18 protein-coding genes are annotated in these 17,662 nt (G+C 67.5%); 5 read left to right on the top strand and 13 right to left on the bottom strand.

Annotated features, from left to right (window positions below):
• The first annotated feature begins 1 nt into the window (after nucleotide 1).
• On the top strand, nucleotides 2-2,122 hold the full coding sequence (locus V5F84_RS10275) for an ATP-binding protein (protein WP_394042687.1): 2,121 nt from the start codon (nucleotides 2-4) through the stop codon (nucleotides 2,120-2,122).
• A 260-nt stretch (nucleotides 2,123-2,382) separates the two neighbouring features.
• On the opposite strand, the gene V5F84_RS10270 is transcribed toward V5F84_RS10275, so the two are convergent.
• From V5F84_RS10270 to flgF, 13 genes are all read right to left on the bottom strand, one after another.
• Nucleotides 2,383-3,216: a CheR family methyltransferase gene (locus tag V5F84_RS10270; RefSeq protein WP_394042688.1), complete on the bottom strand. Its 834-nt coding sequence runs from the start codon at nucleotides 3,214-3,216 to the stop codon at nucleotides 2,383-2,385.
• Nucleotides 3,213-4,499 (bottom strand): protein-glutamate methylesterase/protein-glutamine glutaminase, encoded by a 1,287-nt coding sequence (locus V5F84_RS10265; RefSeq protein WP_394042689.1) that lies wholly within the window; start codon nucleotides 4,497-4,499, stop codon nucleotides 3,213-3,215. Before V5F84_RS10265 ends, V5F84_RS10270 begins: the two co-directional genes overlap by 4 nt.
• On the bottom strand, nucleotides 4,496-4,876 hold the full coding sequence (locus V5F84_RS10260; RefSeq protein ID WP_394042690.1) for a response regulator: 381 nt from the start codon (nucleotides 4,874-4,876) through the stop codon (nucleotides 4,496-4,498). The genes V5F84_RS10265 and V5F84_RS10260 overlap by 4 nt, the downstream gene beginning before the upstream one ends.
• A 27-nt stretch (nucleotides 4,877-4,903) precedes the next feature.
• On the bottom strand, nucleotides 4,904-5,377 hold the full coding sequence (locus V5F84_RS10255; RefSeq protein WP_394042691.1) for a chemotaxis protein CheW: 474 nt from the start codon (nucleotides 5,375-5,377) through the stop codon (nucleotides 4,904-4,906).
• Nucleotides 5,374-8,211, bottom strand: a complete 2,838-nt coding sequence (locus tag V5F84_RS10250; RefSeq protein ID WP_394042692.1) for a hybrid sensor histidine kinase/response regulator — start codon at nucleotides 8,209-8,211, stop codon at nucleotides 5,374-5,376. The genes V5F84_RS10255 and V5F84_RS10250 overlap by 4 nt, the downstream gene beginning before the upstream one ends.
• Before the next feature lie 173 nt (nucleotides 8,212-8,384).
• The gene (locus V5F84_RS10245) at nucleotides 8,385-10,058 is read right to left on the bottom strand and encodes a methyl-accepting chemotaxis protein (protein WP_394042693.1); all 1,674 of its coding nucleotides are present in this window, start codon (nucleotides 10,056-10,058) and stop codon (nucleotides 8,385-8,387) included.
• 17 nt (nucleotides 10,059-10,075) lie between these two features.
• On the bottom strand, nucleotides 10,076-10,591 hold the full coding sequence (locus V5F84_RS10240; RefSeq protein WP_394042694.1) for a hypothetical protein: 516 nt from the start codon (nucleotides 10,589-10,591) through the stop codon (nucleotides 10,076-10,078).
• A gap of 3 nt (nucleotides 10,592-10,594) precedes the next feature.
• On the bottom strand, nucleotides 10,595-10,993 hold the full coding sequence (locus V5F84_RS10235) for a hypothetical protein (RefSeq protein ID WP_394042695.1): 399 nt from the start codon (nucleotides 10,991-10,993) through the stop codon (nucleotides 10,595-10,597).
• An 11-nt stretch (nucleotides 10,994-11,004) separates the two neighbouring features.
• Nucleotides 11,005-11,508 carry a rod-binding protein gene (locus V5F84_RS10230; protein WP_394042696.1) on the bottom strand — a complete coding sequence of 168 codons (504 nt, stop codon included), beginning with the start codon at nucleotides 11,506-11,508 and terminating at the stop codon, nucleotides 11,005-11,007.
• 49 nt (nucleotides 11,509-11,557) lie between these two features.
• Nucleotides 11,558-11,971, bottom strand: coding sequence for a hypothetical protein (locus tag V5F84_RS10225; protein ID WP_394042697.1), 414 nt, complete (start codon nucleotides 11,969-11,971; stop codon nucleotides 11,558-11,560).
• Between the two features lie 48 nt (nucleotides 11,972-12,019).
• A complete protein-coding gene (locus tag V5F84_RS10220; protein ID WP_394042698.1) occupies nucleotides 12,020-12,655 on the bottom strand; it encodes a flagellar hook-basal body complex protein in 636 nt (211 codons plus the stop codon).
• Between the two features lie 108 nt (nucleotides 12,656-12,763).
• Nucleotides 12,764-14,086, bottom strand: coding sequence for a flagellar protein export ATPase FliI (fliI, locus tag V5F84_RS10215; RefSeq protein WP_394042699.1), 1,323 nt, complete (start codon nucleotides 14,084-14,086; stop codon nucleotides 12,764-12,766).
• A gap of 40 nt (nucleotides 14,087-14,126) precedes the next feature.
• Nucleotides 14,127-14,849 carry a flagellar basal-body rod protein FlgF gene (gene flgF / locus V5F84_RS10210; RefSeq protein ID WP_394042700.1) on the bottom strand — a complete coding sequence of 241 codons (723 nt, stop codon included), beginning with the start codon at nucleotides 14,847-14,849 and terminating at the stop codon, nucleotides 14,127-14,129.
• A 244-nt stretch (nucleotides 14,850-15,093) separates the two neighbouring features.
• Between flgF and motA the strand changes: the two genes are divergently transcribed.
• The 4 genes from motA (at nucleotide 15,094) to fliN (ending at nucleotide 17,657) form a co-directional block, all read left to right on the top strand.
• Entirely contained in the window at nucleotides 15,094-15,984 is an 891-nt protein-coding gene (gene motA / locus V5F84_RS10205; RefSeq protein ID WP_394042701.1) for a flagellar motor stator protein MotA, read from the top strand.
• 2 nt (nucleotides 15,985-15,986) lie between these two features.
• Nucleotides 15,987-16,913, top strand: a complete 927-nt coding sequence (locus V5F84_RS10200) for a flagellar motor switch protein FliM (protein WP_394042702.1) — start codon at nucleotides 15,987-15,989, stop codon at nucleotides 16,911-16,913.
• Nucleotides 16,894-17,220 (top strand): hypothetical protein, encoded by a 327-nt coding sequence (locus V5F84_RS10195; RefSeq protein WP_394042703.1) that lies wholly within the window; start codon nucleotides 16,894-16,896, stop codon nucleotides 17,218-17,220. Before V5F84_RS10200 ends, V5F84_RS10195 begins: the two co-directional genes overlap by 20 nt.
• Before the next feature lie 62 nt (nucleotides 17,221-17,282).
• Complete coding sequence (gene fliN, locus V5F84_RS10190; protein WP_394042704.1) at nucleotides 17,283-17,657, top strand: flagellar motor switch protein FliN; 375 nt, start codon at nucleotides 17,283-17,285, stop codon at nucleotides 17,655-17,657.
• Nucleotides 17,658-17,662 lie beyond the last annotated feature (5 nt).

Below are 17,662 nucleotides of genomic sequence, written 5' to 3'. Positions count from 1 at the left end.
CGTGGGCCTGGGTTCCCTGCTCCTTCACGCCCAGCGGCTGGGACGCCGCTCCCTGGTGATCCTGGGGGCCATCATGCTGCTTGGCTCCATCACCCTGCTGGGGGCGATCCTTCTGTTCACGCTGCACCATGATGCGGAGACCAAGGAATTCCGCGAGCTGGCGCAGCGCAACGCCTATCTGGTGCTCAGCAGCTTCGAGCAGACGGTGGCGCCGATCGACGCGGCCTTGCAGAATTTCGACCGGGAATTCTCGGCGACCTGGAACCGGCAGCAGGTCTATCAGGCGGTGCGCGCGTTCAGCTTGCCAAGTTCCATCGTGCTGCTGAGCGTCATCGACCGCAACGGCCGGCTTGTCGCCACCAGTTCCGAGGAGCCGGACTATTCCGCCCCGCAGATCGATCTTTCCGATCGCGAGCATGTGCGCGTGCACATGGACGGCAGCGCCGGCGAGAGCATGTTCGTGTCCCGGCCGGTGCTCGGCCGGGTCTCCAAGCAATGGACGATCCAGTTCACCCGCGCCCTGCATGCCGAAGATGGCAGCTTCGCCGGCGTGGTGGTGGCCTCCTTCAATATCCAGGAATTCCTCAATCTCTACAGCCGCGTGCGCACCGAGCCCAACGCCCTGATCGCGCTGATCGGGTTCGATGGCGTCGTGCGCGCGCGGGCGAGTGCCGCCACCAGTTTCGGCGGCGATGTCTCCGGCAGCCCGACCTTCAAGCGCATGCTGACCATGAACGAGGGCACGTACGAGACCAGCAGCGTCATCGACGGCATCGACCGCATCGGCTATTTCGTGCGCTCCCAGCGCTATCCGATCATCGTCGTGGTGGCATTCGACAAGGCGTTCGTCTGGGCCCAGACGAACGATTTCCGCCAGATGATCTGGCTCACCTTCAGCGGCCTGTTCCTGATGCTGGCGGCCGTGGCGGTGATCGCGGCGCGCTACATCCAGTTGCAAGACAGCGTGCGCACCGGCGTCATCGAGGCCAGCGCGCGCCAGCGCGAGGCGATGTTCCTCCATGCCATCGGCCGGGTGCCGGGGGTGTGCGTCATCCATGTCACGGTCGACGGGGTGGCGCAGGTGAGCGAGGACGAGGATTCGGTGATCGCCGAGCTGATGGTGGATTTCGTCTCCACCGACACCTTCCGCGCCACCCTCTCCATGCTGCGCCGCCCGCTCTTGAGCCTTGAGCATTTCACCCGCGAGGGAAAGGAATACGAGGTACAGGTAGCGATCGCACCGCTGGAGCCGATCCGGCCCGGCGCGCACCCCGCTCCGGCGCAGGAGGTGGTGGTGTTCGCGCTCGACCAGACCTCGCAGCGCATCGAGGCGAACAAGCTCTACCAGATGTCCAAGCTCGCCTCGCTCGGCGAGGTCGCGACCGGGCTCGCGCACGAGATCAACCAGCCGCTGGGCGTGATCCGCCTCGCGGCGGCGAACGGCCTCACCGGGCTGCGCCGCGGCCTCTCGCACGAGCATCTGGAATCCAAGCTCAACCGCATCCTTCAGCAGACCATCCGCATGAGCCGGATCATCGACCATATGCGGATCTTCGGCCGCACCAGCGACGAGGTGTTCGCCCCCTCGGAGCCGACCGAATCCATCGAAGGCGCGCTCCAGGTGGTGGGCGCCCAGCTGCGGCTCCAGAATATCAACGTCAAGGTGCAGGGCCACAGCAACCACCAATGGGTCATGTGTCGCCAGGACCAGCTTGAGCAGGTGCTCATCAACCTGCTTCAGAACGCCGCCGACGCGATCAACGAGAAGCGCACCCGGGGCGGTGCGGACAACGGGCTTGATACTATCGAGCTGCTGGTCTCCCATTGCCAGGCGGAGGGCGCAAAGCCGATGGTCCGCATCCGCGTGAAGGACAATGCCGGCGGCGTGCCGGACGAGGTGATCGAAAAGGTGTTCCAGCCCTTCTTCACCACCAAGCCGGTGGGCAAGGGCACCGGCCTCGGCCTGTCGGTGAGCTTCGGCATCATCCGCGACCACGGCGGCACGCTGAGCGTGGAGAATGACGACACCGGCGCGGTCTTCACCATCACGCTGCCCGCGGTGCCCCCGGAGATGACCGGGGAGATCCAACCCCAGTATGGGGCAAGCGCCACGACCACCTGAGCTGCCGAAGCCGCGCCGCGCGCGTCGGCATCCCCCAGGAGTCCCCTGGCGCCCTCCCCGGGATCGGCCGGGCGCGGCATCGGGCCGGCTCCGAGGCAAGCCACGCGCCCTGCGAGGACCGCCCCCGCGCAAGAGCCACGCCCACGCAAGAGCCGCGCGCACGCAGGGCCATGCCCACGCAGGGCCGCACGCATGAAAAAAGGCGCCCTTTCGGGCGCCCTTCTCTTCTCCGACGGATCGCGGCGGCCGCGCGAGGTCGCCTAGGCGCCCGCCATGGCCGGCACGTTCGGCACGTAAAAGCCCGGCTGCGACGGCACCGAGCGGAAGGCATCGGAAAGCCCCAGCACGGTCTCGGCCCCGCCCAGCAGCAGATAGCCGTCCGGACGGAGGACGCGGGCGACGCGGCCGAGGATGTCCCGCTTGGTGGCGGCGTCGAAATAGATCAGCACGTTGCGGCAGAACACGATGTCGAACACGCCGAGATGGCTGAAATTGTGCAGAAGGTTGAGCTTGCGATAATCCACCATGGACCGCAGGTCCGACTTCACCTGCCAATTTTCGCCATCCTTCTCGAAGTATTTGAGAAGCAATTGCACCGGCATGCCGCGCTGCACCTCGAACTGGGTGTAGCGTCCCTGCCGCGCCCGGTCCAGCACCTCGCCGGACAGGTCGGTGCCGACGATCTCCACCCGCCGCCCGCCCGTGAGGTGGGGGTTCTCCAGCAGCAGCATGGCGATCGAATAGGGCTCCTGCCCGGTGGAGGCGGCGGCGCACCAGATGCGCAACGGATCGCCGGGCCGGCGCGTCGCGTTCAGCTTCGGCAGCATGATCTTGGTGAAATGCTCGAACGGCGACTTGTCGCGGAAGAACAGCGATTCATTGGTGGTCATCGCCTCCAGCACCGCCTCGGCGATGACGCCCGACGGCTGATCGCGAATGATCGAGGCCAGGCGCGCGAAATCGGCGAGCTCGAACTTCCGCAGCAGGGGCAGAAGGCGGCTTTCCAGCAGATACTGCTTGTCGCTTCCGAGGATCAGCCCGGAATGAAGCTTCAGGAACCTGGAAACCGACTCGAAATCGACTGCTGAGATCATGCCCGTCCCCCCATCAGCAGGCGCGTGACCTTGGCGCCGATATTACTCACTGAAATCAGTTCGCTGGCATTGCCGGCCGCATACGTGGCCCCGGGCATGCCCCAGACGACGCTGGATTCCTCGTCCTGCACGATCACGCTGCCGCCGGCATCGGCGATCACGCCCGCGCCCTTGGACCCGTCGCTGCCCATGCCGGTGAGCACGATGGCGAGCACATGGGCGCCGTAGATCGCCGCCACGCTGTCGAACAGCGGATCGACGGCGGGCTTGCAGAAGTTCACCGGCGGCCCGTCCGACAGGCGGATCACGGTGTCGCTGCCCGACTTGGCGACCACCATGTGCTTGCCGCCGGGCGCCACATAGATGCGGCCCGGCTTGAGGATCTCTCCGTCCACGCCCTCGCCGGCGGTGCGGGCCGCCGCGCGCCCCACGTGCTCGGCCAGGATCGCGGTGAAGGTGGGCGGCATGTGCTGGGCAATCACCACCGGCACATTGGCGATGGCCGGGCCGAAATCGCTGAAGATGCGCGTCAGCGCCTGCGGGCCGCCGGTGGAACTGCCGACCGCGATGATCTCGACGGGCGACATGGAATAGGGCCGCTTGCGCACCGTCTTCTGCGCCGCGCCTGTCCCGGCGGCGCCGGCCGGGGCGGTGGAGACGGCGGGCCGTGCGAGCGCCGGCGCCTGGGGCGCTGCCGGGGCTGCCGGGGCCTTGGCCATCGGCGCGGTGGCCGGCGCGGTGGCGGTGGCGAAGGCGGGGGAGGAGACCGCCACCTGCGCCGTCGCCGGGCGCGCGGAGGCCGCGGCGGCGGACGACGACACGCTCCGCCGGCGCGCGCGATCCACCAGCCCGCGCAGCTTGCCCAGCAGCTCGGTACGGAATTCCTCCGCCGCGATGTTGCCGCGCCCCGCATCGGGCTTGGCGAGATAATCGGCGGCGCCGAGGTTCAACGCCTTGAGGCTGATCTCGGCCCCGCGCCGGGTGAGCGCGGAGGCGACGAGCACCACCGTGTTGGGCCGGCGCTCCAGGATCAGCGGCAGGGCGGTGAGGCCGTCCATCTCGGGCATTTCGAGATCGAGGATGATGGCATCGGGCGCGGCGCGGACGACGTCGTCGGCCGCACGCTTCCCATTGGAATGGGTCGCCACGACCTCGAAGCTCTTGTCGCCGTCCAGCCAGCTGGAAATAATGCCGCGGACGAACACGGAATCGTCCACGATCATCACGCGTATCGGCCCGCCGGCGGGCGGGGCCCCCGGGGTCGTCAGCAGCTGCGGGCTCATGTCACGGCCTTTTCCAATGCGCCGACTTCCTCCAGCTTCTCGCGAAGCAGATCGGAATCGAAAGGTTTCATGATGTATTCGTTCGCGCCGGCGGCGATCGCCGTCGAGATGTGATCGGGATCGTTCTCGGTCGAGCAGAAGATCACCCGCGGGAGCATGCCCGCCGGCCGCGACCGCAGCCGCGTGAGGAAGCCGAGGCCATCCACCACCGGCATGTTCCAGTCCAGCAAGATGACGTCGGGCAAGGCGATATCGCAGGCCGCGAGGGCTTCCTGCCCGTTCGCCGCTTCGGTCACGCTGAAGGACAAGTCTTCCAGCATCCGCCGCGCGACTTTGCGCACGACGCCGGAATCATCGACCACAAGGCAAGTCTTCATGGGTTCATCCTGTCGGTCGGCCGGGCGTCACGCCGCGCGGTCGGTGGTGAGGCGTGCCAGGGCGAGTTCGACATCCAGCACCAGCAGAAGCTCGCTCGGCAGGCGATGGACGCCGGTCGCAAGACCGGCCCATTGCGGGTCGAGGTTGGTGGGATTGGCCTCGCGCGAGGCGTGGTCGAGCATCATCACCTCGCCCATGGAATCGATGATGAGGCCGTAGGATTCCCCCTTGTGCTCGATGCCGACGGCCATGCTCGCGCGTCCGCCGTCGGGCAGGCCCAGCAGGCGGCGCATGTTCACCATGGTGACGATGCGGCCGCGCAGGTTCAGCACCCCCTCGATCTGCGGAATGCAGAGCGGCACATGGGTGATGTGGTCGGGCACGAACACTTCCTGCACCGCCTCGATGGGCAGGCCGAACAATTGCGGCCCGATGCGGACGGTGACGAACTGCGAGCCGCCGGGGCTCACGTCCTGCTTGATGACGACGTGCTGGCTCATGCCGCTTCTCCGTGGATGGCGCCGGTGAATTCCTTGAGCGCGGCGATCAGGCCCGCGCGATCGGACTTGGCGATATAGTCGGTGAACCCAGCGGCACGGCCGCGTTCCACCAGGTCGTAGGCACCCTCGCTCGCCAAAGCGATGATCGGCACGTTGCGGATCTGCGGATCGCCGCGCACCGCCTGGGCGAACTGGAAGCCGTCCATGCCGGGCATCTCCACGTCGCTGACGATGATGTCGAAGCGGGTTTCGCCGCCGAGCCGGTCCAGCGCCTCGCGCGCCGAGCCGCAGGCGGTCACCTCGAAGCCGTTGCCCTTCAGCACCGGCTCGATGAGGTTGCGATAGAAGGCGCTGTCATCCACCACCAGCAGCTTGCCGCCGGGCTTGTCGCGCGTGCCGGCGAGCCGCTTGAACCAGCTGCCGAAGGCCTGGTCGATATAATGGCCGACATCGAGGATCTCGGCGGCCTGGCCGTCGATGATCGCCGCGCCCAGCAGGTTCTCGGCGTCCGAGGACAACTGCATGTCCAGGTGGGCATCCACCACGTCCACGATCTCGTCGACCACCAGGCCCATGGTCTGGCCCTCGTCCGAGAAGATCAGCATGGGCTGGGTGCCGGTGGCGGCGCGCTTCACCTTCTCGTTGACATAGACGATCGGGATCAGCGCCCCGCGATACTGGATCACCGGATGGCCGTTCACATGCTCCAGCTTGTTCGCCTCCAGCTCTTCGAGGCGCGTCACCAGCGACAGCGGCACCGCCTTCAGCTCCTGCGAGCCGGCGCGGATCAGCAGCAGCGGCGTCGTGTGACCCTGCGCGGCGGTCGCGGCGGCGGCCGTGTTGTGCAGGTCGGAGCCGAGGGTCTCGTCGGGCGAGGCGGCGACCTTGGCGAGGCCGACCGGGTCAACGATCATGATCACCCGGCCGTCGCCCAGGATGGTGCTGCCCGACACCATGGGCAGCTGGCGCAGCACCGAGGCCATGGGCTTCACGACGATTTCCTCGGTGTGGGAAACCGCATCCACCACCACGCCGAACAATTGGTTGCCGACCTGGAGCACGACGATCAGCGCATCGTCGAAACTCTGCTCCTTGCTCTCGTCGGCGATGCCGAGCAATTGCGCGAGCGGCACGATGGGCAGCAGCTTTTCGCGCAGGCACAGCACCGGCGCATCCTTCAGGCGCTTCACCTGGTGGAAGGAATTGGGCTGCACGCGCACCAGCTCCACCACCGAGCTCTGCGGCAGGGCGAACCGCTCGTCCATGGCCTCGACGATCAGGGCCGGGACGATGGCGAGGGTGAGCGGAATCTTGATCGTGAAGGTGCAGCCGGCGCCGGGACGGGAGGTGACGTCCACCGCCCCGCCGATCACCTCGATATTGCTGCGCACCACATCCATGCCGACGCCCCGGCCGGATACGTTGGTGATCTTCGCGGCGGTGGAGAAGCCGGCGGCGAAGATGAAGCGGAACACCTGCGAATCCGGCATCTTGGCCAGTTCGGCAGCGGTCGCGAGGCCGTTTTCCAGGGCCTTGGCCTTGATCCGCGCCACATCCAGGCCCTTGCCGTCGTCGGAGATCTCGACGATGACATGGCCGCCCTGGTGATAGGCGGAGAGGCGGATCGTGCCCTTGTCGGGCTTGCCCGCGCGGCGGCGTTCCTCGGTGCTCTCCAGCCCGTGGTCGGCGGAATTGCGCACCATGTGGGTGAGCGGATCCTTGATCTGCTCCAGCACCTGCCGGTCCAGCTCGGTTTCCGCGCCGATCTGCTCCAGCTCGATATGCTTGCCCAGCTCCTGCGCGAGGTCGCGCACGATGCGCGGCAGCTTCTGCCAGGCATTGCCGATGGGCTGCATGCGGGTGCGCATGATCGCGCCCTGCAACTCGCCGGTCACGTTGGAGAGCCGCTGGAGGGCGACCTTGAAATCGGAGCTTTCGTCGCGGCGGGCGATTTCAAGCAACTGGTTCCGCGTCAGAACGAGTTCGGACACCATGGTCATCAGGTGTTCGAGCAAGGTCACGTTGACGCGGATGGACTGGTTGGAGACGCTCAGCGCATGGTCTTCGGCGCGCGCGCCCTTGGCATCGTGCTCGGCGGCGGGCGTGTGCGCGCCATCGTGCACCGCAGGCAGCGCGGCGGCCGGCGCGGGGGCGGCGGACGGGACGGCGGTGGCGGCCTTCGCATTGTCGAGTTCGACGAGCTTGGCGCGGGCGGCGGGCACCTCGACGGCGGTTTCGCGGAACACCCGCTCCAGCTCATCCAGCGAGACCTCGCCGGGCTTCAGGGCGCGTTCCAGCTGCTGCATCACCGCCGCCACGCCCGGCTTGGGCTCGCTGACGGGTGCGGCGCCGTTCAGGCCCGATTTTGCGGGCGCGGAAACCGGCGCGACGACGGGGGCCGCGACAGGCGCCGGGGGCGCCGGCGGGGCCGGGGGCGGCACGGCGATGGCGGCGGCGGGAGCTGCGGAGAGCGCGTCGAGCTGGGAGATCAGGTCCTCATCCGAACCGGGCGGCTCGGTGCCCTCCGACGCCTCGATCTCCACCAGGATTTCCTTGATCCGGTCCACCGTGATCAGCACCAGGTCGACCGCCTCGGTGGTCACCGGAATGCCCTGGCGGAACTGGTCCATCAGGGTTTCGGCGGCATGGGCGAGGGTTGCGAGGCGCGACAGGCCGATGAAGCCGCAGGTGCCCTTCATCGTATGCACGAGGCGGAAGATGTTGTTGAGAATCTGAGCGTTGTTCGGGTCCTGCTCGAACTTCACCAACTCGACGTCCGCAACGTCGAGGCTCTCATTCGTCTCAGTCAGGAACTCTCGCAGCAGATCGTCCATGGGGTTCAACTCCGGGTCGAAGACAGGCAGTTCAGGCAATCCGCGGCACCGCCGGGGCCCGCCGGAACAGCGGCGGGGTTGGCACGCGCACACGGGGGAGGCCGGATCGCCGGCCTCGGGTTTCGATCACGGGAAGCGGCAAGGCCGCTGCCCGCGGGAGACGGCGGGGCCGATCAGGCCGCGCGCACGCGCTCGATGAAGATGTTCACCTGCCGGCGCAGGGTCGCGGCCTGCGAGGACAGATCGGTGGCGGCGTGAACGATGTCGCCGGAGACCTTGCCGGTGGTGGCGGCAACCGAGCTGACCTGGGTGATGCTGGAGGACACCTCCTGCGTTCCCCGCGCCGCCTGATGGACGTTCTTCGCGATCTCGCCGGTCGCCGCGCCTTGCTCCTCGATGGAGGTGGCGATGGCCGTGGAGATTTCGTCGATGCGGCGGATGGTGCCGGAAATGCCCTCGATGGCGCGCACCACCTCATTGGTGGCCCCCTGGACGGCGGAGATCTGCGCGGAAATCTCGTCGGTGGCCTTCGAGGTCTGTTCCGCCAGGGTCTTCACCTCCTGGGCCACCACGGCGAAGCCGCGGCCGGCTTCCCCGGCCCGGGCCGCCTCGATGGTGGCGTTCAGCGCCAGCAGGTTGGTCTGCGAGGCGATGTCGGTGATGAGGTTCACCACCTGCCCGATGCGCGCGGCGCTGGCGGCGAGGCCCCGCACCACTTCGGCGGTCTCGCTGGCCTGGTCGGTGGCTTCACCCGCGATCTTCGCCGCGGAAGAGACCTGGGCGCCGATCTCGCGCACCGAGGCGGCAAGCTCCTCGGCGGCGGAGGCGGCGGTCTGCACGTTGCCGGTCGCCTCCTCGGCGGCGGCGGCGACGATGGTGGACTGGCGGCTGGTCTCGGCGGCCGAGCTGCTCATGGAGCTGGCGTTGCGCTCCAGCAGGGTGACGGCGTCGGCCACGGTGCGCACCACGCCGGAAACCTCGGCGTCGAACTGGTCCGCGAGGCGCTCCATGGCGGCGCGCTTGTCGGTTTCGGCCTGGGCGGCGGCGACGTCCTGCTGCGAGCGCAGATCCTCGGCGGCCCGCAGCTTCGCCACCAATTGCTTGGTGCTGTTCCACAGGTCGGCGATCTCATCTCGCGTCCGCGGCTGCTCCAGGGCGACGTCGAGCTTGCCGGACGCGAGTTCGTGCAGCGTGCGGGAGACGCGGATGATGGGACCGCTGAGCATGCGATTGCCGATGTACAGGGCGATCGCGAGGCCGATCGCGAGGCCGATGACGAAGATCGCGATGACCGTCGCCCGGACGTTGCTCTGCACGGATTCCTGCTCGGCGCGCATGGGCGCCAGCGTGTTCTCGATCGCCGATGTGAAGGCCCGCAGGGATTCCTGCAAGGCCTTGCGGTTGTTGCGGTTGGCGTCGGTGTTGCCCTGGAGGTTCGCGGCCGCCGGCCCCTCGCTCACCGCAAGCCGCGCGGTCTCGGCGCGAAATTCGCGGAACTTGGCGAGATCGGCGACGACGCGGGCGAAGGTGGCGGCGTCGGCGGGCGGCGTCGTGGCCTTCAGCTCGGCCGTCATCGCATCGATCTTGTCGAGGGACTTCAGGAGGCCGGCGGCGAAGGCCTTGGCGGCCGTCTGGTCCGCCGCCATGTACAGGCCGCGCGATTCCATCACCACGGCGGTCACTTCGCCGTTGAGCCGCTCGGTGAGGAACGCCCGGTGGGATGCCTGCGCGAAGCTCGCGGAGATGTCCGCCTCACGGTTCAACCCCCAGAGGGAGACCATGCACACGAGCGCCGTCGCGCACCCGAGCACACCGACGATGCTGTAGATTTTCCCAATGATCTTCACGGTTCGGCCTCGTATTGCTAGTGCGCTGCCTTCGGCGGCGCGGCGGATTCTGTCGGTTTTACAGGGGCGTTGCTGCCGGCTGCGGCTCGCATGTCGGTCTTGTCGATGTAATTTATGGAATCGACGAGCACTTCTTGAATGACATCGCCGTTCAAATGCGCATTCGTGTTCGCCTTGATGCGATCCATCATGTCCTTGATATTGTATTTCGATAGTTTTCCGGTATCGACCCGGCCGTTGTTGTAGATCTCGGAGAAGGCGTCGTTTACGACGAAGATCGCCGGATCCAGCGGCAGCTGGCGCAGGGTGGTCGCATCGGCGGTGAACACCAGCCTGGCGAGCACATAGCCTTTGACCTGGCCGTCGATGATCATCGGCACGGTGATCGGCGGAAGGCGCTTGTATTCGAGCCCCGGCATATAGGGTTCGCTGGACTTCGCCTTGGCCGCTCCGGCCGCCCAATAGGCCGCGCCGTAGCTGGAGCCGAGCGCGACCACGCACACCCACAGGCCGATGATGATGAAGCGCACCATCGCTCAGACCCCGTCCCTGGAGAGCGCGCTGGAATAGGTGCCGTCGGATTCCGCGTCGCGCAGGGCCGTGGCGAGGATGCCGCTGATTTCCTGCGAGGCCGCGAGGTTGATGGAAAGCAGATAGAGATTGCGGGCCAGCTTCTCCCGCACCGTTCCAAGGCGGAGCGCGACCGCCGGGTCGGGCTCGCGGGGCAGCGCCCGGCTGGCGCGGCTCAACTCCAGCAGGCTGCGGCTCTTGCGGCGGTTCACCTCGTGCAGGTCGATCGGCAGATGAGCTTCAAGCGAGCCGGTTTCCTGGTCGATGATCTCCTCGAGCCGGTCGAGGGCCGCGATCATGGTATCGCGCGCGGGGCCTTCCGGGCTCAGCAGACGCGGCAGGGCGGTGGACTCGTCGTGTCTCATCTGGCGCATCCTCAGGCCGCGGCGCCGGGGACGGTCGCGGAGGCGACCGCGGGCGAAGACGCGGCGACGGCCGACGCCGTGAGCCGCGCCTGGGCGGACGCGAGGCGATCCGCGATGCCGATGCCGCCATGCTTGGCCACCTGGTCGGCGACCTTCTCGGCCAGCATGGACTTCCAGATCTGCCCGGCATTGCCGCTGCCATAGACGGCGGCGGCCTTGCTCGGCAGCATGGATTGGACGAATTGCGAGAGGACCATGCTCTCGAAGCGCCGATGGGCGGCGGCGGCCGGTCCGGAGGCGGCGGTCTTCGTCAACGCGGTCGCGTTCTGAAGCCCGACGGTGGACGTGGGCGCGTAAGCCAGCCCGTTCGCGGCCCCGACGGCTCCCTCCTGGCTCATCGCCTGGGAGAAGCCGGAACCGAGCGCCTTGAGGTTCGACGTGATCTTCTGGGTACGGGCCGGATTCCCGGCCTTGACCACGTCCATCACAATATCTGTGGTGAGTTGAATGCCCATGGCCCGATCATCAACGGTGTTTCGATCAGGGCAGTTTGCGGGGACTTGCTTATGTGAGGCTTGCATCCTTCGACGCCGCCGCGCCGGGCCGCAACGCGGCGGATTCCGCCAGTTCCTGAAAGGCCTTACGGTCCTCATGCGCGCGCGTCTCGCGCTCCACCCGCTCGGCCATGCGCTCGGCCCGCTTGAGCGCGAAGGCCTGCGCCTGCACGCGCTCGGCCTGGGCCTCCGCGTCGGCGGCGAGGCGCGTCGCCTCCAGCGAGAGGCGCTTCAAGGTGCGCGAGACCATGTCCACCAGGAGTGGGCCGAACAGGGTGCTGTTCAGCGTCTCCATGACGCCGGCGCGATTTTGCTCCAGCTCCGCCTGCTCGCGGCGGATGCGGGCGAGTTCCCATTCGGCGGTGCGGTGCATCTGCGCCCGCACGGCGACAATGCGCCTGGTGGCTGCCCGGCGGTCCTGCATGCGCTGCTGCCCTCCCCTACCCGGCCGCCAGCCATTGGCTGAACGCCATCATGAACCCCGCAAGCAACTGGTCCATGCTCGCGTAGAGCAGCAGCATGCCGCCCGCGGTGATGAACGGCGTCGCGATGAATTGGCCCCCGCCGTCGGCGCGGAGACAACCGCCGCGTTGGACGGCAGGTTGGCCGCGAACGCGCCGGTCGTCGAGGGATTGGCGGCCAGCTTGGTGTTCTGGAGGTTGATCGGCGCAAGCCCGCCGGCACCGTTCAGCACCACGTTCGGGCTCTTGCCGTTGGCGATGTCGTACCCCATCAGCGTCAGGCCGGCGCTGTTGGTGAGGTTGCCGGTGGCGGCGTCCACCTGGAACCCGCCGGCGCGCGTTAGCAGCGTCTGGCCGGAGCGGTCCTGCACCATGAAGAAGCCGTTGCCCTGCACCGCAAGGTCCGTGGACGTGCCGGAATAGGAGAGGTTGCCCTGCTGGCTGATGGCGTGGCGCACATCGGTGACCACGGAGCCGGGCTCGTAGGAGGTCGCTTCAGTCTGAAGCAGCAGCGAGGAGAATTCCGTAGAGGAACTCTTGTAGCCGGTGGTGCCGGAATTGGCGATGTTGTCGGAAACCGTGCCCAGCAGGTTCGACTGGGCATTCATTCCGGACACGCTCGTGCGCAGCATTCCATAAAGGCTCATGTATCTCTGTCCTCGATTTGGCGCGACGCCGGAACGGCTTGGGCTTGCCTTGGGCTTTCACCCCTCGGGCCATCTGATCAAACTTAGCTTGTGTGAAACTGCCGGGCCTCAGCCCTGGATCGCCTCGGCCAGTTCCCGGAACGGGTCGATGCTGGGCGGGGAATGGGGATCCTGGCGCAGGCAGTCGTAGATCCGCGGCACCAGGTCCACCGCCCGGTCGAGGTCGAGATCGCTGCCGGGCTGATAGCCGCCCATCAGCCGCAGGTCCCGCGTATCCTCGAACCGTGCGATCATGCCCTTGAGCTTCTGCACGAGGTCGCGCTCCGGCCGCGTCCAGACCAGATCGGCGAGGCGCGAGATGGAGCCGAGCACGTTGACAGCGGGGAAGCGGCCCTGGTCGGCGATCGCGCGGTCGAGCACGATATGTCCGTCGAGCGTGCCGCGGATGGCATCGGCGACGGGGTCGTTGTGGTCGTCGCCGTCCACCAGCACCGAGAACACGCCGGAGATGCTGCCCGCCCCCCTTGGACCCGGGCCGGCGCGCTCCAGCAGCTTCGGCAAGGTGGAGAACACGCTCGGCGCGTAGCCGCGCGCCACCGCCGGTTCGCCGGCGGCCAGCGCCACGTCCCGCGCCGCATGGGCGTAGCGGGTGACGGAATCCACGATCAGCAGGACCGATTCGCCCTGATCGCGGAAATATTCGGCGATGCCGAGCGCCGCCTGGGGCGCGAGACGGCGCATCATGGGGCTTTCGTCGCTGGTGGAGACCACGACCACCGCCTTGTCGCGATTGGGCGCCAGCGGGCCTTCGAGGAATTCGCGCACCTCGCGGCCGCGCTCGCCCACCAGGGCGACCACCACCGTATCGAAGCCGGAACAGCCGGCGAACATGGACAGCAGAGTCGACTTACCAACACCTGAGCCGGCAAATATACCGATGCGCTGGCCCTCGCAGATGGGGGTGGAGATGTCGATCACCCGCACCCCGGTGCGCAGCGGCTTTTCGATGCGGTTGCGGCTCATGGCGGCCGGCGGCTCGGCATCCAGCGGCATCCGCATCGCCCCGCGGATCAGCGGCCCGTGGTCGTCGAGCGGCACGCCGAGCGCGTTCACCACCCGCCCCTTCCAGCTGGCATCCGGGGCCAGGGTGAGCGGACCGATGCGATAGGCCGTGGCGCCGACGCCGATGCTGGCGCGTTCGTCGAACGGCTTCACCACGGCGCCCGCATCGTCCACGCGCACCACTTCGCCGATGCGCATGCGCCCGTCCACGTCGATGCCGACGCGCTCGCCGAGCTTCACCAGATGCGACAGGCCGCAGACGCGAAAATGGGTCGGCGCCACCTCGCGCACGACGCCGCCGATGCGCACCGGCGGGCTGTCCTCCAGCCCGGACTCGAGGCTCGCGCGCAGCTTCAGCAGGGCATTCATGGGCGGGTCCTCGCGTGCGGGCGACAGGAAGCGCGGGCGATCATGTGGGGCCGAGGGTGCGGATGGCCGAATCCGTGCCGCTTTCGCTCTGCTGAACGGCGGTCGCCGCTTCCTCGAACGCGCGCTGCACCAGGATGAGGCGCGTCATCTCCATGATGGGATCGACATTCGAGCCCTCCACATAGCCCTGCGCGACCTTGTTGTGGGTGAAATCGCGGACCGGCTCTGCCGGTGCGTCCGGGATCACGGTGCAATTGTCGCCGCGCGTGAGCTTGGCCGAGGGCGGAACGAGGAACACCCCGATCGACCCCACCGTGTTGCCGCCCTGGGTGATGCTGCCGTCCGAGCCGATGCCGACCGGCCCGGCGGCCGGATTGAGGGTGATCGGCCCGCCGCTATTGTCGAGCACCGGGTAATTATTGACGGACTTCAGCTGGCCCTGGTCGTCGAGATGCATGCGCCCGTCGCGGGTGTAGGCCGTGCCGTCCGGCCCCTTCACCGCGAACCAGCCCTGCCCTTGCACGGCGACGTCGAGCGGATTGCCGGTGTAGCTCACCGGCCCGGCCCGCAGCGAGGTATAGGTCTCGCCCGGCGAGGTGAACGCAACCGAACGCCCCCCCGCCTCGGACACCAGCGTCTCGAAACGGATCTGCTCGGCGCGAAAGCCGGCCGTATTCGCATTCGCGATATTGTTCGCGACGGTCGCGAGACGACGATCCGTCGCCATCTGGGCGGAAAGCGCGACATAGGCGCTTGACGACATGGGCTGCCTCCGGGGGCGATTGCGGGCGGGCGGCCGACGGCTGATCGAGCGCGCCGACCCTTCGCATCGCCCGGACCTTGGCCGGGGAAGCTTGCTCGAGCCTTTGCTCGCCGCGCCCGCGCATTCAGCGCCGCGCGATGTTTTCCCCGCCGCCGGCCCGCTTCAAGCCGCCGCGCATGCGCACTCCAGCCTCGCGCAACCCACGCGCCGTACCACCGCTCAACAGCACAGGAGGAGAAGCGCCTTGGGCGTCCTGATCGGCATCATCCTAGGCCTCGTCGCGACATTCGGCGGCTTCATGGCCATGGGCGGTCACATCGACGTGGTGTGGCAGCCCTTCGAATACGTGATCATCGGGGGCATCGCCCTCGGCACCTTCATCATCGCGAATCCCATGTCCACCATCAAGGACACGGGCAAGGCGGTGATGCAGGGCGCGATGGGGGTCGCCCCCAAGCGCAAGGACTTCATCGCCCTGCTCGGCCTGCTCTACACCCTGATGCGCGACATGCGCCAGAAGCCGCGCAACGAGGTGGAAGCCCATATCGACAATCCGGGCGAATCCACCCTGTTCGCGCACTTCCCGACCATCCTGAAGGACAAGGAGCTGACGCAGTTCATCTGCGACTATGCCCGCCTCATCATCATCGGCAACGCCAAGTCGCACGAGATCGAGGGCCTGATGGAGCAGGAAATCTCCACCATCAAGAAGCACAAGACCAAGCCCGCCGGCGCGCTCAGCACGGTGGCCGAGGGCCTGCCCGCGCTCGGCATCTGCGCGGCGGTGCTCGGCATCGTGAAGGCCATGGGCGCCATCGACCAGTCGCCGGAAATCCTCGGCCATTACATCGGCTCGGCGCTGATCGGAACCTTCTTCGGCATCTATTCGTCCTACGCGATCCTCGGCCCGCTTGCCAATAAGGTGAAGATCACGCGCGAGAAGCAGTGCGCGCCCTTCATCATCGCCAAGCAGACGCTGATCGCCTTCATGAACGGTGCCCTGCCTCCGATCGCGCTGGAACACGGCCGCAAGACCATTTCCGCCGGCGACCGGCCGAGCATCGATGAGGTCGAGAGCGAGGTCATCTCCTCCGCGCCGTCCTCCTCCTCCGCGCCCCAGCAGCAGGCCGCCTGACCATGAGCGAACACAAGCACCAGGACATTCGCGACATGCTGCTGGACGCGGCCGGGCTCTCGCTCGACCGCCTGCCGATGCTGCACGTCATCTTCGACCGCATGAGCACGTTCTGCGCCGACAGCCTGCGCACGCTGGCCGCATCGCAGGCCTATTATTCGCTCTCCAGCGTGGAGAGCGGGCGCATCGGCGACGTGCTGGAAATGTACGAGGGCATGGCGGTGGCGGGCATTTTCCACGCCCCGAGCTGGGATAGCCACATCATCGTCGGCTTCGACCGCGACTTCATCTTCACCATGATGGAAGTGCTGTTCGGCGCCGACGGCTCCGAGCCGCCGGTGGACGACGAGCGCAGCTTCTCCAACATCGAATCGCGCGTGGCGCAATTGCTGTTCGAGCAGATGAGCAAGGTGCTGCGCTCGAGCTTCGCACCCGTGACCGACACGACCTTCACCTTCGAGCGCCAGGAAACCCGGATGGATTTCGCCGTGATCGGACGGCGCAACAACCTCGCGATCGTCACGAAATTCCTGCTCCAGGCGCTGAACCGCGGGGGAGAGATGTTCGTCATCATCCCGCAATCCGCCCTGACCCCCATGCGCCAGGCCCTGTCGCGCACCACCTCGGCGGAATCCAGCGGGCGCGATCCGAAATGGACGCAGCAGATCCGCGGCGAGGTCAATCGCACCCAGGTGAAGGTCCGCGCGATCCTGGAGGAGCGGCATTTCCCGCTCGGCGAGATCGCCGAGCTGAAGGTCGGGCAGGTCATCAAGCTCCAGGCCACGCCGCGCACGCGCATCAAGCTGGAGAGCAAGGATCAGCCGCTGTTCTGGTGCCACCTCGGCCAGGCGGAAGGCTCCTACGTGCTGCGGGTGGACGACCTCATCAGCCCAGAACAGGAATTTCTGAATGACCTCTTTCCCCGCTGACCTGCTGCTGCTGGCAGCCCTGCTCGCCACCACGGTCTGCGTGGTGATGGTCCATCGCAAGCTCCAGCGGCTCGACGTGCTGAACGCCGATTACGAGCGGGCGCTCGCGGACACCTCGCGCGCCCTAACCGCGGCGCGCGACGCGCTGGTGACGCTGGACCTGGACGGCAAGGAAACGCTGATCCTCCTCGCCACCCGCATCGACCAGGCCCATGCCCTGATCGACGAGATCGACCGCCGCGGCGGCGAGCAGCTTTCAGCGGGCAAGACCGCGCGCCCGCCCTCCGGCGACGCACGGCGCCGCTGAGGACGTCTCTACTTCAAGATACACGAAGCCACCACGCCAATACTCAAAAAGGGGGAGTTCCCATGGCCAATCTGCCCGTCGATGAAATGGAATTGAACGAATCCGCCGCCAATGCCCAGGACGAAGCGCTTCTGGCGCGCGTGGGCGGCGTGCGCGAGGAGACCCTCGCCACCGGGCGCGGCCTGGAATCGGTCATGCGCATCCCGGTCCTGCTCCAGGTGGTGCTCGGCTCGGCCTCGATGCCGGTGTCGAACCTGCTGAAGCTCGGTCGCGGCGCCATCGTGCCGCTCGACCACCGGGTCGGCGAGCCGGTGGACGTGGTCGTGAACGGACGCATCATCGCCCGCGGCGAGGTGATGGTGGTGGAGGACGACAATTCGCGCTTCGGCGTCTCCCTCACCGAGATCGTCGGCCCGAGCGGCCCCGAGACCGCCTGATAAGG

Source organism: Roseixanthobacter liquoris, from assembly GCF_043195135.2.
Classification (GTDB): Bacteria; Pseudomonadota; Alphaproteobacteria; order Rhizobiales; family Xanthobacteraceae; genus NCEH01.
This window is presented reverse-complemented; position numbering and strand designations above follow the sequence as displayed.

Excerpts from the sequence above, each read along its gene's own strand:
- V5F84_RS10270 (WP_394042688.1), bottom strand. The coding sequence starts at position 3,216 with ATGATCTCAGCAGTCGATTTCGAGTCGGTTTCCAGGTTCCTGAAGCTT.
- V5F84_RS10265 (WP_394042689.1), bottom strand. The coding sequence starts at position 4,499 with ATGAGCCCGCAGCTGCTGACGACCCCGGGGGCCCCGCCCGCCGGCGGG.
- V5F84_RS10260 (WP_394042690.1), bottom strand. The coding sequence starts at position 4,876 with ATGAAGACTTGCCTTGTGGTCGATGATTCCGGCGTCGTGCGCAAAGTC.
- V5F84_RS10255 (WP_394042691.1), bottom strand. The coding sequence starts at position 5,377 with ATGAGCCAGCACGTCGTCATCAAGCAGGACGTGAGCCCCGGCGGCTCG.
- V5F84_RS10250 (WP_394042692.1), bottom strand. The coding sequence starts at position 8,211 with ATGGACGATCTGCTGCGAGAGTTCCTGACTGAGACGAATGAGAGCCTC.
- V5F84_RS10240 (WP_394042694.1), bottom strand. The coding sequence starts at position 10,591 with ATGGTGCGCTTCATCATCATCGGCCTGTGGGTGTGCGTGGTCGCGCTC.
- V5F84_RS10235 (WP_394042695.1), bottom strand. The coding sequence starts at position 10,993 with ATGAGACACGACGAGTCCACCGCCCTGCCGCGTCTGCTGAGCCCGGAA.
- V5F84_RS10230 (WP_394042696.1), bottom strand. The coding sequence starts at position 11,508 with ATGGGCATTCAACTCACCACAGATATTGTGATGGACGTGGTCAAGGCC.
- V5F84_RS10225 (WP_394042697.1), bottom strand. The coding sequence starts at position 11,971 with ATGCAGGACCGCCGGGCAGCCACCAGGCGCATTGTCGCCGTGCGGGCG.
- V5F84_RS10220 (WP_394042698.1), bottom strand. The coding sequence starts at position 12,655 with ATGAGCCTTTATGGAATGCTGCGCACGAGCGTGTCCGGAATGAATGCC.
- fliI (WP_394042699.1), bottom strand. The coding sequence starts at position 14,086 with ATGAATGCCCTGCTGAAGCTGCGCGCGAGCCTCGAGTCCGGGCTGGAG.
- flgF (WP_394042700.1), bottom strand. The coding sequence starts at position 14,849 with ATGTCGTCAAGCGCCTATGTCGCGCTTTCCGCCCAGATGGCGACGGAT.
- V5F84_RS10200 (WP_394042702.1), top strand. The coding sequence starts at position 15,987 with ATGAGCGAACACAAGCACCAGGACATTCGCGACATGCTGCTGGACGCG.
- V5F84_RS10195 (WP_394042703.1), top strand. The coding sequence starts at position 16,894 with ATGACCTCTTTCCCCGCTGACCTGCTGCTGCTGGCAGCCCTGCTCGCC.
- fliN (WP_394042704.1), top strand. The coding sequence starts at position 17,283 with ATGGCCAATCTGCCCGTCGATGAAATGGAATTGAACGAATCCGCCGCC.